The sequence below is a fragment of the Qipengyuania polymorpha genome (assembly GCF_019711435.1).
Taxonomy (GTDB): Bacteria; Pseudomonadota; Alphaproteobacteria; order Sphingomonadales; family Sphingomonadaceae; genus Qipengyuania; species Qipengyuania polymorpha.
Window position 1 is genome coordinate 602,260 of the sequence record NZ_JAIGNK010000003.1, and the last position, 13,114, is coordinate 615,373.

The following is a 13,114-nucleotide window of genomic DNA, read 5'->3' on the forward strand; positions in this document are numbered from 1 at the left end:
TCACTCCTCCAGCTCGATATCCCAATAGAGCCAGTCCCGCCACGTCTCGTGGAGGTAGTTCGGCGGGAACATCTTGCCGTGCTGTTGCAGCTGCCAGTGGGTGGGGCGGATGGGCTCGGCGTAGAGCTGCATGCCCGCCTGTTTCGGCGTGCGGCCGCCCTTCTTCATGTTGCAGGGTGCGCAGGCGGTGGCGATATTCTCCCACGTGGTCTTGCCGCCTAGCCGGCGAGGGGTCACGTGGTCGAAGGTGAGATTGTGCTGGTCGCCGCAGAACTGGCAGGAAAACCTATCGCGCAGAAACAGGTTGAAGCGGGTGAAGGCGGGGAACTCGCTCGGTTTCACATATTGCTTCAGCGCAATCACGCTGGGGATTTTCATGTCGAGATTGGGCGAATGCACTTCGCGGTCATAGGTCGCGATGACATCCACACGGTCGAGGAAAATTGCCTTGATGGCGGTTTGCCAGGGCCACAGGCTCAGCGGGTAATAGGAAAGCGGGGTATAGTCCGCGTTGAGGACCAGCGACGGACAGCTCTGCAGGTTGCGCGTGGGGTCATCCTCGGCGCTGCGAAACCTCGCGGCTCTTTCCAGCAGTTCGGCCCTGAACACGTCGCGTCCCTCCCGATACTCTTGGGTGTGATACATCCACTTGCACGGCAAAGCGTCAAGACTGTTACGCACTGCCTATCCACAGGCTTGTCCCGTTGATATCCACATGGGCTAGGGTACGGTGGCATCATGGTGGTCACCCGCTTCGCCCCAAGCCCTAACGGCTCGCTGCATCTTGGCCATGCCTATTCGGCCATCACTGCGCATGATCTGGCGAAGGAGCGGGGCGGCACATTCCAGCTACGCATCGAGGATATCGACGGGGTCCGCTCGCTCCCCGAGAAGGCCGACGAGTTCCGCGAGGACCTTGAGTGGCTGGGGCTGGAATGGGTGGAAATGCCCGCCCAATCGACGCGGCTGGAGACCTACGAGGCCTTCGCCCGCAACCTCCTCTCGCGAGGATATCTTTATCCCTGCACCTGCACGCGCAAGGACATCATGGCGATGAAACCGCGCATGGGTCCGGAAGGCGCGATTTATCCCGGCACCTGCAAGGGGCGTAACCTCGATCCCGAGAAGCCCGCAGCCTTACGCCTCGATGTCGACCGCGCGATGGCGGAACTGCCCGAGCTTTTCTGGGAAGACGAGGTCAATGGCACGCAAATCGCAGATCCGCGCCCTTTCGGTGACGTCGTACTAGTGCGAAAGGATGCGCCAGCCAGCTATCATCTTGCTTCGACGCTCGACGATGCCTCTGACGGGGTGACGCTGGTGACCCGCGGGCAGGATCTCTACGCCATGACCCACATCCACCGCGTGCTGCAGGAACTGCTCGGCCTGCCCGTGCCCATGTGGCACCACCACCCCATCCTCTTGGGCGAGGATGGCGAGAAGCTCGCCAAGCGGCGCAACTCGCCCAGCCTTGCCGACCGCCGCCGCGCTGGCGAGGACGGGCGCGTACTGGCCGACCGGTTGCGGCGCGGGGAATTCGGCGCTGGAATTACGCTGGCGAGTGCCTAGATAGAGGCCATGAACACTTTCCTCGTCATCCTGCTCGTCGCGGCCATGGCCATGGTCCTCTTCTCGCTCATTCGCGGTGTCGTTGCTTTCCTGCAAAGCACCAAGGTGGATCTGCAAACCGGCGAACAAGTCGATGCGACCGAAATGCAGCTGAAGCAGAACAGGGCCATGATGGCGCGCGTGAAGTGGCAGGCGGTTGCCATCGTCATCATCGCGATCCTGCTCGGCGTCGCGACCTGACGCGCGTTCCAGGTGGTAAAGCTCAACAAGATTTACACCCGCACGGGCGACGACGGGACCACCGGCCTCGTCGACGGCTCGCGCCTGCCCAAGCACGCAGGCCGCATGGAAGCCATCGGTGCGGTGGACGAGGCGAATTCGGCGCTGGGGCTCGCTGCCGTGGCGCTCGAAGGGTCGGACCACGCCAAGGCGCTGTTCCGCATCCAGAACGATTTGTTCGACCTCGGCGCGGACCTTGCCACGCCGGCTGGCGAGGGCGAGGATTTCGCGCCGTCGGAAATGGTCCTGCGCATCGTGTCCGCGCAGGTGGAGTGGCTGGAAGATGCCATCGATGCGGCCAACGAAGGGCTGGAGCCGCTCACCAGCTTCGTCCTGCCCGGCGGCACCGAGGCCGCTGCCCGCCTCCATGTCGCGCGGGCCGCCTGCCGCCGTGCCGAGCGCAGCATGACTGCCATGGCCGCGGCCGAGCCGACCAATCCGCAGGCGCTCGCCTATATCAACCGCCTGTCCGACTACCTCTTCGTGCTCGCCCGCGTGGCGAATGACGGGGGGAAAGGCGACGTGAAGTGGATTCCCGGCGCTAACCGCTAGCCAAGCCGCTGCCCCCTCGCTAGACCGCCCGCTTTGCTGCAGGTGCGAAGGGAAATTGAGTGAGCAAGACTATCGCCATCATCGGTGCGGGCCAGATGGGTTCCGGCATCGCGCAGACGGTTGCCCAGCACGGGCTTGATGTGCTGCTGGCCGATGTCAGCCTCGACGTCGCCGAGAAATCGGTCGCAGGTATCGACAAGGCGCTCGGCAAGCTGGTGGGCCGCGGCAAGATCGAAATCGCCGAGGCCGAGGCTGCGATGAAGCGCATCACACCCGTCGGCGATTACGACCGGATGACCGAGGCTGATTTCATCATTGAGGCAGCGACCGAGAAGGAAGAAATCAAGAAGGCCATCTTCGAGAAGGCGGGCGAAAAGCTCGGCCCCGATGCCATCATGGCCTCGAACACCAGCTCCATCCCGATTACCCGCATGGCGAATTACTCGCCCGACCCGGCGCGGTTCATTGGCCTGCATTTCTTCAACCCGGTGCCGGTGATGGGCCTCATCGAAGTTATCCCCGGGCTCGCCACCGCGCCGACCACCACCGACCGCACCAAGGCTTTCGCCGAGGCGCTCGGCAAGGAAGTGGTGTTGAGCCAGGACGAGCCCGGTTTCGTGGTCAACCGCATCCTCCTGCCGATGATAAACGAAGCCGTCTTCGTGCTCGGCCAGTCGACCGCTGGTATCGAGGATATCGACAAGGGCTGCCGTCTCGGCCTCAACCACCCGATGGGGCCGCTGCAGCTGGCCGATTTCGTCGGTCTCGACACCTGCCTCGACATCCTCATGGTGCTCTACAAGACCACCCGCGACACCAAGTATCGCCCTGCGCCGCTGCTGGTGAAATATGTCGAGGCCGGCTGGCTCGGCCGCAAGACCGGCCGCGGTTTCTATGATTACTCGGGCGAGGAGCCTGTACCGACGCGCTGACGGGAACACGTCGTCGAGGCTGCCCGTTGGTCAGGCAAAGGAGATTTTGCATGACCGACCGTAAGCCCGAAAGCCAGGAAATGCGTCAGGCGGGCCTTGCGCCCGAAACGCACAATGACGAACAGGACGACCACCGCAGCCAGGCTCAGGAAGTGGCCGAGCAGGCGCAGAATGTGGCAAGCCAGACCACTTCGCCTACCGAGAGCGTGAAAGGCGACAATTCATCAGGCCTGATGGGCGATTCCACGCAGGACACCGTCGACCATATGCGCGACATGGAAAGTTCCGGTCGCATCGATATGAATGCGTACCGCGGTGAGCCCAACCACGATGATAATGAAGGAAAATACGGGAAGAAGAACGAAGTCGACCCGGATTTGCCCAACGAAAACGACTGACGCGCACCGCGCGGGAATTCACCAGTCGATGGGCTCGGCGTCCGAATAGGGCTCTGTATCGTTGACGAGGTAGCTGTAATCTTCGGGTGTCGGTTCCGTAGGACCGCTCGATGACCCGGCATCCGCATACCACGCATCAAGGCTAAGCGGCTCCTCGCCTTCGTCGGCAGGAGCCGTTTGCGTTACCTCGCGGTATTCGGTGTCGCCGCTGCCCCGCCGGGCGTTCAGCCGCGCGTTCGCGGAGGCGATTTCATCCCTGTGCGTTTCGGCAAAGCCCAGCTCGGCGTCGCGAATTTGCGCCTCGCGGCTGAACGCATTGTTGAGCAGGTACAGGCCACCACCGCACAGGGCGATGATGACGGCGAGCGCAATGAAGGTCGAGCGTAGCGACATGGCTACGACTCATGCGCTCGCAATGGTTAAAATCAGCTTTTCGCCGCTTCCGATTTAAGCCGGTAGAGTTCGTCCAGCGCCTCGCGTGGGGACAGCGAATCCACATCGAGCGCCTCGAGGGCATCGCGTAGGGTGTCGCACTTTTCTTCCTCGGCCTGCGCAGTCACCGCAAAGAGCGGCAAGTCGCCAAGACCGGCCGCAAGACCGCCGGTTTCTGCACGGCCCTTTTCAAGCTTGTCGAGCACGGCCCTGGCCCGCTTGATGACCGGCGACGGGACACCGGCCAGCTTCGCCACCGACAGGCCGTAGCTGCGGTCTGCAGCGCCCCTGGCGAGTTCGTGCAGGAGGACGAGGTCGCCCTTCCATTCGCGCGCGCGGACATGGTGGAGGCTCAGCGCATCGCAGGTTTCGGCAAGGCGCGAGAGCTCGTGGTAATGCGTGGCGAAGAGGCAGCGGCATTCGAGCTGCTCGTGCACCGCCTCGACCACCGCCCATGCCAGTGCCATGCCGTCATAGGTCGATGTCCCGCGTCCGACCTCGTCGAGGATGACGAAGCTACGGTCGGTGGCCTGCGAAAGGATGGCAGCGGTTTCGACCATCTCGACCATGAAGGTCGAGCGCCCGCGCGCAAGGTTGTCCGATGCGCCCACGCGGCTGAACAGGCGGTCGGCGATGCCGATGCGGGCCGCTGTTGCGGGGACAAAGCTGCCTGCCTGTGCCAGCAGCATGATGAGTGCGTTCTGGCGCAGGAAGGTCGATTTACCGCCCATGTTCGGGCCGCCGATGAGCCACAGCCGGTCATCCGAACCGAGCGAGCAATCGTTGGCCACGAAACGTTCGCCGGTCTTTGCGAGCGCCTGTTCCACCACCGGATGGCGGCCGCCGGTCACTTCGAGGCAAGGCTCGTCCAGGATTTCGGGACGCGCCCAGTCGCCCTCGACCGCGCGTTCAGCCAGCGCTGCCGACACGTCGATGCGGGCAAGCGCGGCGGCAGTGGCGGCAATTGCCTCGCGCGCGGCAGTCACTTCGCCGATCAGTTCCTCGAAATGCGATTCCTCTGCCGCCAGCGCATGTGCGCCTGCCTCGGCAATGCGGCTGGCTTCCTCGTGCAGCCCGACCGAATTGAAGCGTACTGCGCCCGCCATGGTCTGGCGGTGGGTGAAGCCGCTGTCCTGCGCCATCAGCTTGTCGCCGTGCTTGGCAGGCACCTCAATGAAATAGCCGAGCACCTTGTTATGCTTGATTTTCAGCGAGGCGGTGTCGGTTTCCTCTCGGTACTTGGCCTCCAGCGCGGCAATCGCTTTGCGGGCATTGCCGCTGGTCTCGCGCAAAGCGTCGAGCGCGTGGTCGTAGCCGCTCGCGATGAAGCCGCCCTGACTGCGCTCGGTCGGCGGCGAGGGCACGAGCGCGCGGGCAAGGTGGTCGACCAGCGCGGCGTGGCCCCCCAGCTTCTCGCACATCATGGCGAGCAGCGGCGGCAGGTCGGCACTCGCACCCAGCATGTCCCGCACGCGGCGGGCTTCGGACAGGCCGTCGCGTATCTGGCCGAGGTCGCGCGGGCTTCCACGTCCGGCGACGAGCCGCCCGAGCGCGCGGCCTATGTCGGGAGCCTGACGGAGCATGGCACGCAAATCGGCACGCAGCAGCGGGTCGGCGTGGAAATGCTGCACGCTGGCAAGCCGCATTTCGATATCGGCGAGGTCGGCCAGCGGCGCGGACAGGTCCTCGGACAATTGCCTTGCTCCGGCCCCGGTCGCGCAGCGGTCGATGCAGGCAATCAGGCTCCCGTCGCGCCCGCCATTCTGCGCGGAGAGGATTTCCAAGCTGGTCCGCGTCGCCGCGTCCATCGCCAGATGCGCGCCGCTCCCGCGCGCGACAGGCGGCAGGAGGAAAGGCAGTTTCCCGCGCCCGGCGTGGTCGAGATAGGCGACAAGTCCCGCCGCCGCCGCCAGCATGGGCCGAGAAAAATCGCCCAGCCCGTCGAGCGTGGCGAGGCCGTGCAGCGCTTTCAGCCGCGCTTCGCCATCGTCACTGCGGAAGTCTTGTCGCGGGCGGGCGATGACATCGGAAGGGGCATCGTCCCAATCCTCGGGAGCGACCACTTCGCTTGCCCCGAGCCGGGCGAGGGCGGCGTCGACCCTGTCGGGGGCGCAGTCCTCAAGCTCCATCCGCCCGGTCGAGATATCGCATGAGGCAATGCCCACCCCATCGCGCACCGGGGCCACGGCCACCAGCAGGTTCGCGCGGCGCGGCTCGAGCAGCGCTTCCTCGGTCAGTGTGCCGGCAGTGACAAAACGCACGATGTCGCGCGAGACCAGCGCTTTCGACACCGGCTTGCCCTCGCGCCTGGTGCGCTCTTTCGCCTCGTCGGGCGTTTCGGTCTGCTCGGCAATCGCCACGCGGCAGCCGCCCTTGATGAGCCGCGCGAGATACCCTTCTGCCGAATGCACCGGCACGCCGCACATCGGCACCGGCTCGCCCCCATGCTCGCCGCGCGTGGTCAGCGCGATGTCGAGCACCTGCGCCGCCACCTTCGCATCGTCGAAGAACAGCTCGAAGAAATCGCCCATCCGGTAGAACAGCAGCGCGTCGCCTGCCTCTTCCTTGAGGGCAAGGTACTGCTGCATCATCGGGGTGGGTTTGTCGGCCATGCCCCTCCCGCCTAGCGAGGGCGCGGGCGATTCGGGAGTCGGGCGGGCCAGCCTTTCCCCTATGACTTGGCGCAAAATGCTCTTAGGGGCTTTGACCAAGACAGCAGAGGACCAATCCAAGGGACCCACATGGCCGAAGAAAAGCAGACCGGTTTCAACACGCGCGAGGCGCTCTTCTACCACGAGACCATCCGTCCGGGTAAAATCGAGATCATCGCCAGCAAGCCCATGGCGACCCAGCGCGACCTCGCGCTTGCCTATTCCCCCGGCGTCGCCGCCCCGGTCGAGGCGATTGCCGAAAACCCGCAGGATGCGGCGCGTTATACTGCCCGCTCCAACCTCGTCGCGGTCATTTCCAACGGAACCGCCATTCTCGGCCTCGGCAACCTTGGTGCACTGGCTTCCAAACCGGTGATGGAGGGTAAGGCGGTGCTGTTCAAACGCTTCGCCGACGTCGATTCCATCGACCTTGAACTCGATACCGAAGATCCCGAAGCCTTCATCAATGCGGTCGCGCTGATGGAGCCGAGCTTCGGCGGCATCAACCTCGAGGATATTGCCGCCCCTGAATGTTTCATCATCGAGCAGGCGCTGCGCGAGAAGATGAATATCCCGGTGATGCATGACGACCAGCACGGCACCGCCATCATCTCGGCTGCCGGCCTCATCAACGCCTGCCACTTGACGGGGCGTGACCTCGACAAAGTCAAGATGGTGGTCAACGGGGCGGGCGCGTCGGCGCTGGCCTGTACCGCGCTCATCAAGGCGATGGGCGTGCGGCACGAAAACGTCATCGTCTGCGACCGCGCAGGGCCGATTTACCCGGGCCGCGACAATGTCGACCAGTGGAAGAGCGCGCATGCGGTCGAGACGCCGCATCGCAGCCTCGAAGAAGCTCTGGAGGGCGCCGACGTCTTCCTCGGCCTGTCGGCGGCAGGTGCGCTGAAGCCCGAGTGGGTCGCGAAGATGGCCGATAAGCCCATCATCTTCGCCATGGCCAACCCGGTGCCCGAAATCATGCCCGAGGATGCCAAGGCCGTGCGGCCTGACGCCATCATCGCCACGGGCCGCTCGGACTATCCGAACCAGGTCAACAACGTGCTCGGCTTCCCCTTCATCTTCCGCGGCGCACTCGACGTGCAGGCTACTGCCATCAACGAGGAAATGAAGATTGCCGCCGCCCGCGCCATCGCTGAACTCGCCCGCGAACGCGTGCCCGAGGAAGTGGCGGCAGCTTACGGTGTGACCCACCAGTTCGGCGAGGAATATATCATCCCCGCCCCCTTCGACCCGCGCCTGATGGAGGTGGTCTCCTCCGCCGTGGCGCAGGCGGCGATGGACAGCGGTGTCGCGCAGGCGCGCATCGAGGACATGGAGGCCTATCGCCACCAGCTGAAGGCCCGCCTCAACCCGACGACCGGCGCGCTCACCAATATCTACGAGCAGGCCAAGGCCAATCCCAAGCGCATGGTCTTTGCCGAGGCCGAGGAAGACGTCGCCCTGCGCGCCGCCATCCAGTATCGCGACTACGGCTATGGCGAGCCCATCCTCGTCGGTCGCACCGACAAGGTGCTTGCCAAGCTCAAGGAGCTGGGCGTGGACGATCCGGACGACTGGATCATCGAGAATTCGAACGTGTCGGACAAGGTGCCGGCCATGAACGACTATCTCTACAAGCGCCTGCAGCGCCGCGGTTATACCGAGCGCGACGTGGGCCGCATGGTCAACCAGGAACGCAACGTCTTCGCTGCGCTCTTGGTCGCTCTTGGCCATGGCGAGGGCATGATAACGGGTCTCACTCGGACCTATGCGCAGACGGCGCGCGAAATTGCCCGCGTACTGGACCCGAAACCCGGCGCAACGCCTTTCGGCATCCACATGATGATCGGCAAGAACCAGACGACCTTCCTCGCCGATACGACCATCAACGAGCGCCCGAGCGCGGCCGAGCTGGCGCATATTGCCAAGGAAACCGCTGCCGTCGCGCGCCGCATGGGTCATGAACCGCGCGTTGCTTTCATGTCCTATTCGACCTTCGGCAACCCGTCGGGCCAGTGGCTCGGAAACCTGCGCGATGCCGTGGCACTGCTCGATGCCGACGATACGGTCGATTTCGAATACGAAGGCGAAATGGCGCCAGACGCTGCGCTCAATCGCAAGGTGATGGAGCTTTATCCCTTCAGCCGCCTGTCCGGCCCCGCCAATGTCCTCATCATGCCCGGCCTCCAATCGGCCAACCTCTCGGCCAAACTGCTGCGCGAACTGGGCGGCGAGACCATGGTCGGCCCGATGATGATTGGCAGTGAAAAGCCGGTGCAGATTGCCCCGATGACCGCGATTGCGCCCGACCTGCTGACGCTGGCGGTGCTCGCAAGTGCAGGGGTGGTCGGCTGAGGCAGGCATGACCATCGCCGACCAGCGCGCACGTTTCGCAATCCCGGCGGAGGTTCACTACCTCAACTGCGCCTATATGGCGCCGCTGTCGCGCGAAGTGAGCGCGGCAATGGTCGCAGGCGCGCGGCTGAAGGAACAGCCGTGGGACTTCCGCCCGGCGGACTTCTTCGCCGTGACCGAGGAATTCCGCGGGAAAGCCGCACAGCTGGCGGGAGTGCCAGCTGACTGCATCGCGGTGGTCCCCTCGGTCAGTTATGGCCTCGCGATTGCCGCGAAGAATATCCCGATGGAAGGGGGCCAGACGGTGGTGACGCTGGGCGACCAGTTCCCCTCCAATGTCTACGTCTGGCAGGAGAAGGCGGCGCGGTGCGGTGGCAAGGTTATTGCCGTCGAGCGCCCCTCGCAAAGCTGCTGGAGTGAGGCGGTGCTGAGTGCCATCGGGCCGGAAACCGCCGTCGTCGCCGTGCCGCATAACCACTGGGCCGACGGGCGGCTGGTCGACCTCGTCGCGGTCGGCGAAAAGGCGCGCCAGCATGGCGCTGCGCTCGTGCTCGACCTCACGCAGTCGCTGGGCGCAATGCCGCTCGATTTCGACGCCGTGAAACCCGATTTCGCGGTCGCGGCGTGCTACAAATGGCTCATGGGGCCCTATGGTATCGGCATGCTCTACGTGGACCCGAAATACCACGAGGGCGAGCCGATCGAACACAATTGGATCAACCGCGCAGGCTCGGAAGATTTTGCGCGACTGGTCGATTATCGTAGCGATTTCCAGCCCGGTGCGCGGCGCTTCGACATGGGTGAGAAATCCAACGCGCCGCTGCTGAAAGGGGCAGGCGCCGGCATCGACTTCCTGCTCGAATTCGGGATCGAAACGGTTTCCGGAGAGCTTGGCCGACGTACCGAGGCGCTGGCGAGAGAAGCGCAGGCGCTGGGCCTCACCTCTGCCGAAATCGGTACGCGCGCGCCGCATTTCCTTGCGCTTGGTTTCCCCGAAGGCGTGCCGGACGGCCTCACCGAAAAGCTTGCCGAACGGCAGGTGCATGTCTCGCTGCGCGGGACTTCCCTGAGGGTCACGCCGCACCTCTACAACACTCCGTCCGACAGCGATGCGCTCGTCCAGACACTGCGCGACTGCCTCGCCTGAGCGGGCCTCCGCAACGCTTCATCGACCGCGCCGCCGCCGGTTAATTCCTTGGCAAGCCCGCGCTGTGTCTAGGCCTTCCCGCGTGCAAGGGATCGCACACAGCAAAGGACAATCCATGAAGAAAATCATCGTACTGGCCGCGCTTGGCGCCGGCCTCGCAGCAACCCCCGCCATGGCGCAGGAAAAGGAAGCCCCGGGCGGCCTCTATATCGGCGCGCTCGCTGGCTATGAAGGCGCCAGTGTCGAGACCGCCGGTTCCACCGTCACGCTCGACAGCGACGCTGCGGTCTACGGCGTGGCAGTCGGTTACGACCTGTCGCTCGGCGGCGCCTTCGTCGGCGTCGAGGGCGAGCTTTCGACCAGCGACAACTCGGCTGAATTCCCGGACAGCGCCGGCGCTGCCTATGACGGCCTCAAGGCCGGCGGCCAGTATTACATCGGCGCGCGCGCCGGTCTCGCGCTGACCTCGGGCATCGCCGCTTACGGCAAGGCGGGCTACACCTCGCTCGACACCAGCGCCTTCACATCGGCCGGTTCGCTCGACGAACTGGACGAAAACAGCAGCGGCTTCCGCTTCGGCGGCGGTCTCCAGTTCCAGCTTCCCGGACCGCTCGAAGCGCGCCTCGAATACCGCCGCTCGAACTATGACGATTCCGCCTCGGGCGAATTCGGCGAAGTGACGACCGACCAGGTCGTGGCCGGGGTCGGCCTGCGCTTCTAAGCGCGCACAACGCTAGAACGGCAGGGCCTTGCCGGTGTAGTCGACATATGCGTAGCCAGCGCTCGCATTCTCGACCACATCGGCGAGGCCCTTTGCACTTTCCTCGACCGTAATCTTGGCATTGGGGCCGCCCATGTCGGTCTGCACCCAGCCGGGATGGAGCGAGAGGACAGCCACGCCGCGCTCCTTCGCATCCTGTTCGGCGATGCCCTTGGCGAGCATGTTCTGCGCGGTCTTGCTGGTGCGGTAGAGTTCATAACCGCCCGAGCTGTCTTCGATAGAGCCCATCAGCGAGCTCATGAAGGACAGCGAGCCGCCTTCCTTGATTTGAGGCAGTAGTTTCTTGCCAAGATGGGCGGGGCCGAAAGCGTTGGTCATCATGACCTTGGCGACCTCGTCCGAAGTTGCCTTTTCGCTCGACTGATGCTTCGCGCCGGTAATCCCGGCATTGACGATGACCGCATCGAACTCGCCCTCGATATCGAAAGTGGACGGGTCGGTGACGTCGAGTGTCGCCACATCCACCCCCTCGAGTGCGTGAAGTTCGTCGCTTTGCGAGCGCTCGGTCCCGGTGACCTGCCAGCCGCGCGATTTAAATTCCTCGGCCAGGCCGAGACCAATACCGCGCGATGCGCCGACGATGAGAATGTGCTTGGACATGTGGGGTTCTCCTAAGGGTCCTGACCCTAAGCCGGGTGGACCAGCGTCTTGAGGTTCATGAATTCGTGGAGGCCGAACTCGGCCAGTTCGCGCCCGTGACCCGAGCGCTTGATGCCGCCGAACGGCGCTTCGATTTTCGAGCCGTTGACCGCGTTGAAGGTGGTCATGCCTGCCTCGATGGAATTGGCGAAATGCTCTTTCTCGTCCTCGTCATTGGTCCACACCGCCGAGCCGAGGCCATAAGGAATGGCATTGGCGATGGTGGTCGCGTGCTCGATATCCTTCGCCTTGTAGAGCTGGCCTACTGGGCCGAAGATTTCATCCGTTCCGGTTTCGCTGGCGAGGGGGACGTCGGTCAGAAGGCCCGCCGTCATCCAGGCGCCGGGTTGGTCGAGTTTCTCCGCACCGAAGAGCAGGGTGCAGCCTTCCTCTTTCGCCTTCTCAACCTGTTCGAGTACGGTGTCGCGCTGGCCCTCGCTGGAAAGCGGGCCGAGTTCGGTATCGTCATCCATCGGGTCGCCCAGCTTCACGTCCTTGAGCGCGGCGGTGAAACGCTCCGCGAAATCGTCGTAGATGTCGGCATGGACGATGGTCCGTTTGCCGCAGATGCAGGACTGGCCGTTGTTCTGGATGCGCGCGGTGACAGCGTCCTTCACCGCCTCTTCAATATCGGCCGAGGGCATCACGATGAACGGGTCGCTCCCGCCCAGCTCGAGCACGACCTTCTTCAAATTCTTGCCCGCGCGCTCGGCCACGGCGCTGCCGGCGCCCTCGCTGCCGGTCAGGGTGGCGGCGACGATGCGGGGGTCGTCGATGACCTTGCCGATGGGGTCGGAGGAAACGCATAGGTTCTGGAACAGGCCTTTGGGACCGCCGGCCTCGAGCACCAGTTCCTCCATCCGCGCGGCGACGCCCTGCACGATGCTCGCGTGTTTGAGCACACCGACATTGCCCGCAAGGATGGTCGGCGCGAGGAAGCGGATGACCTGCCAATAGGGGAAGTTCCACGGCATCACCGCGAGGACCGGACCCTGCGATAGCCAGCGCCCTTCGGCCCGTCCGCCGTCCGAGAGATCCCAGAATTTCGACTCCAGCATCGGCGGGCCATGCTCGGCGTAATAATGTAGCAGGCTCGCACACTTCTCGACCTCGGCGCGCGCCTGCGTGATGGGCTTGCCCATCTCGGTCACTGCGAGGCGGGCGAGGTCTTCCTTTTTAGCCTCGTAAAGGCCGCCGAGCGCGCTGAGCAGTTTAGCGCGCTGATGGAGCGGGGAGGTGCGCCATTCGCGATAGGTGCGGGTGGCTGCTTCCAGTTTCCGGTCGATGCCGTTTTCGTCGAGTGTTTCGTAGGTGGCGATGGTCTCGCCGGTCGCGGGGTTGGTGGTGGTAATCAAACGCTGGCTCCGGATGAAGGTCTA

Annotated in this window: 13 protein-coding genes; 8 read left to right on the plus strand and 5 right to left on the minus strand. The window is 64.3% G+C overall.

Annotated features, from left to right (window positions below):
- The gene (locus K3152_RS11835) at positions 1–609 is read right to left on the minus strand and encodes an HNH endonuclease (protein ID WP_221574294.1); all 609 of its coding nucleotides are present in this window, start codon (positions 607–609) and stop codon (positions 1–3) included.
- Positions 610–738: 129 nt separating this feature from the next.
- On the opposite strand from K3152_RS11835, the gene gluQRS reads away from it, so the two are divergent.
- From gluQRS to K3152_RS11860, 5 genes are read left to right on the plus strand one after another with little or no spacing between them, the layout of a single operon-like run.
- The gene (gluQRS, locus tag K3152_RS11840) at positions 739–1,569 is read left to right on the plus strand and encodes a tRNA glutamyl-Q(34) synthetase GluQRS (protein ID WP_221574295.1); all 831 of its coding nucleotides are present in this window, start codon (positions 739–741) and stop codon (positions 1,567–1,569) included.
- 9 nt (positions 1,570–1,578) lie between these two features.
- Positions 1,579–1,809: an HIG1 domain-containing protein gene (locus tag K3152_RS11845; protein ID WP_221574296.1), complete on the plus strand. Its 231-nt coding sequence runs from the start codon at positions 1,579–1,581 to the stop codon at positions 1,807–1,809.
- A 12-nt stretch (positions 1,810–1,821) separates the two neighbouring features.
- A complete protein-coding gene (locus tag K3152_RS11850) occupies positions 1,822–2,400 on the plus strand; it encodes a cob(I)yrinic acid a,c-diamide adenosyltransferase (protein WP_221574297.1) in 579 nt (192 codons plus the stop codon).
- Positions 2,401–2,459: 59 nt separating this feature from the next.
- On the plus strand, positions 2,460–3,332 hold the full coding sequence (locus K3152_RS11855; protein WP_221574298.1) for a 3-hydroxyacyl-CoA dehydrogenase NAD-binding domain-containing protein: 873 nt from the start codon (positions 2,460–2,462) through the stop codon (positions 3,330–3,332).
- A 50-nt stretch (positions 3,333–3,382) separates the two neighbouring features.
- A complete protein-coding gene (locus K3152_RS11860) occupies positions 3,383–3,730 on the plus strand; it encodes a hypothetical protein (RefSeq protein ID WP_221574299.1) in 348 nt (115 codons plus the stop codon).
- 18 nt (positions 3,731–3,748) lie between these two features.
- Here K3152_RS11860 and K3152_RS11865 read toward each other — a convergent pair whose 3' ends face one another.
- Together K3152_RS11865 and mutS are read right to left on the minus strand one after the other, a co-directional pair.
- On the minus strand, positions 3,749–4,123 hold the full coding sequence (locus tag K3152_RS11865; protein ID WP_221574300.1) for a hypothetical protein: 375 nt from the start codon (positions 4,121–4,123) through the stop codon (positions 3,749–3,751).
- Positions 4,124–4,155: 32 nt separating this feature from the next.
- Complete coding sequence (gene mutS, locus K3152_RS11870) at positions 4,156–6,774, minus strand: DNA mismatch repair protein MutS (protein WP_221574301.1); 2,619 nt, start codon at positions 6,772–6,774, stop codon at positions 4,156–4,158.
- A gap of 129 nt (positions 6,775–6,903) precedes the next feature.
- On the opposite strand from mutS, the gene K3152_RS11875 reads away from it, so the two are divergent.
- The 3 genes from K3152_RS11875 to K3152_RS11885 all read left to right on the plus strand — a co-directional run bounded on the left by K3152_RS11875 (position 6,904) and on the right by K3152_RS11885 (position 11,036).
- The gene (locus tag K3152_RS11875; RefSeq protein WP_221574302.1) at positions 6,904–9,168 is read left to right on the plus strand and encodes an NADP-dependent malic enzyme; all 2,265 of its coding nucleotides are present in this window, start codon (positions 6,904–6,906) and stop codon (positions 9,166–9,168) included.
- 7 nt (positions 9,169–9,175) lie between these two features.
- Positions 9,176–10,315 carry an aminotransferase class V-fold PLP-dependent enzyme gene (locus K3152_RS11880; RefSeq protein ID WP_221574303.1) on the plus strand — a complete coding sequence of 380 codons (1,140 nt, stop codon included), beginning with the start codon at positions 9,176–9,178 and terminating at the stop codon, positions 10,313–10,315.
- A 115-nt stretch (positions 10,316–10,430) separates the two neighbouring features.
- Positions 10,431–11,036 carry an outer membrane protein gene (locus tag K3152_RS11885; protein WP_221574304.1) on the plus strand — a complete coding sequence of 202 codons (606 nt, stop codon included), beginning with the start codon at positions 10,431–10,433 and terminating at the stop codon, positions 11,034–11,036.
- Positions 11,037–11,048: 12 nt separating this feature from the next.
- Here K3152_RS11885 and K3152_RS11890 read toward each other — a convergent pair whose 3' ends face one another.
- Both K3152_RS11890 and K3152_RS11895 read right to left on the minus strand, forming a co-directional pair.
- Positions 11,049–11,696, minus strand: a complete 648-nt coding sequence (locus tag K3152_RS11890) for an SDR family NAD(P)-dependent oxidoreductase (protein WP_221574305.1) — start codon at positions 11,694–11,696, stop codon at positions 11,049–11,051.
- Between the two features lie 26 nt (positions 11,697–11,722).
- Positions 11,723–13,090: an NAD-dependent succinate-semialdehyde dehydrogenase gene (locus K3152_RS11895; RefSeq protein ID WP_221574306.1), complete on the minus strand. Its 1,368-nt coding sequence runs from the start codon at positions 13,088–13,090 to the stop codon at positions 11,723–11,725.
- Positions 13,091–13,114: the final 24 nt, after the last annotated feature.

Excerpts from the sequence above, each read along its gene's own strand:
- gluQRS (WP_221574295.1), top strand. The coding sequence starts at position 739 with ATGGTGGTCACCCGCTTCGCCCCAAGCCCTAACGGCTCGCTGCATCTT.
- K3152_RS11845 (WP_221574296.1), top strand. The coding sequence starts at position 1,579 with ATGAACACTTTCCTCGTCATCCTGCTCGTCGCGGCCATGGCCATGGTC.
- K3152_RS11860 (WP_221574299.1), top strand. The coding sequence starts at position 3,383 with ATGACCGACCGTAAGCCCGAAAGCCAGGAAATGCGTCAGGCGGGCCTT.
- K3152_RS11865 (WP_221574300.1), bottom strand. The coding sequence starts at position 4,123 with ATGTCGCTACGCTCGACCTTCATTGCGCTCGCCGTCATCATCGCCCTG.
- mutS (WP_221574301.1), bottom strand. The coding sequence starts at position 6,774 with ATGGCCGACAAACCCACCCCGATGATGCAGCAGTACCTTGCCCTCAAG.
- K3152_RS11875 (WP_221574302.1), top strand. The coding sequence starts at position 6,904 with ATGGCCGAAGAAAAGCAGACCGGTTTCAACACGCGCGAGGCGCTCTTC.
- K3152_RS11880 (WP_221574303.1), top strand. The coding sequence starts at position 9,176 with ATGACCATCGCCGACCAGCGCGCACGTTTCGCAATCCCGGCGGAGGTT.
- K3152_RS11885 (WP_221574304.1), top strand. The coding sequence starts at position 10,431 with ATGAAGAAAATCATCGTACTGGCCGCGCTTGGCGCCGGCCTCGCAGCA.
- K3152_RS11890 (WP_221574305.1), bottom strand. The coding sequence starts at position 11,696 with ATGTCCAAGCACATTCTCATCGTCGGCGCATCGCGCGGTATTGGTCTC.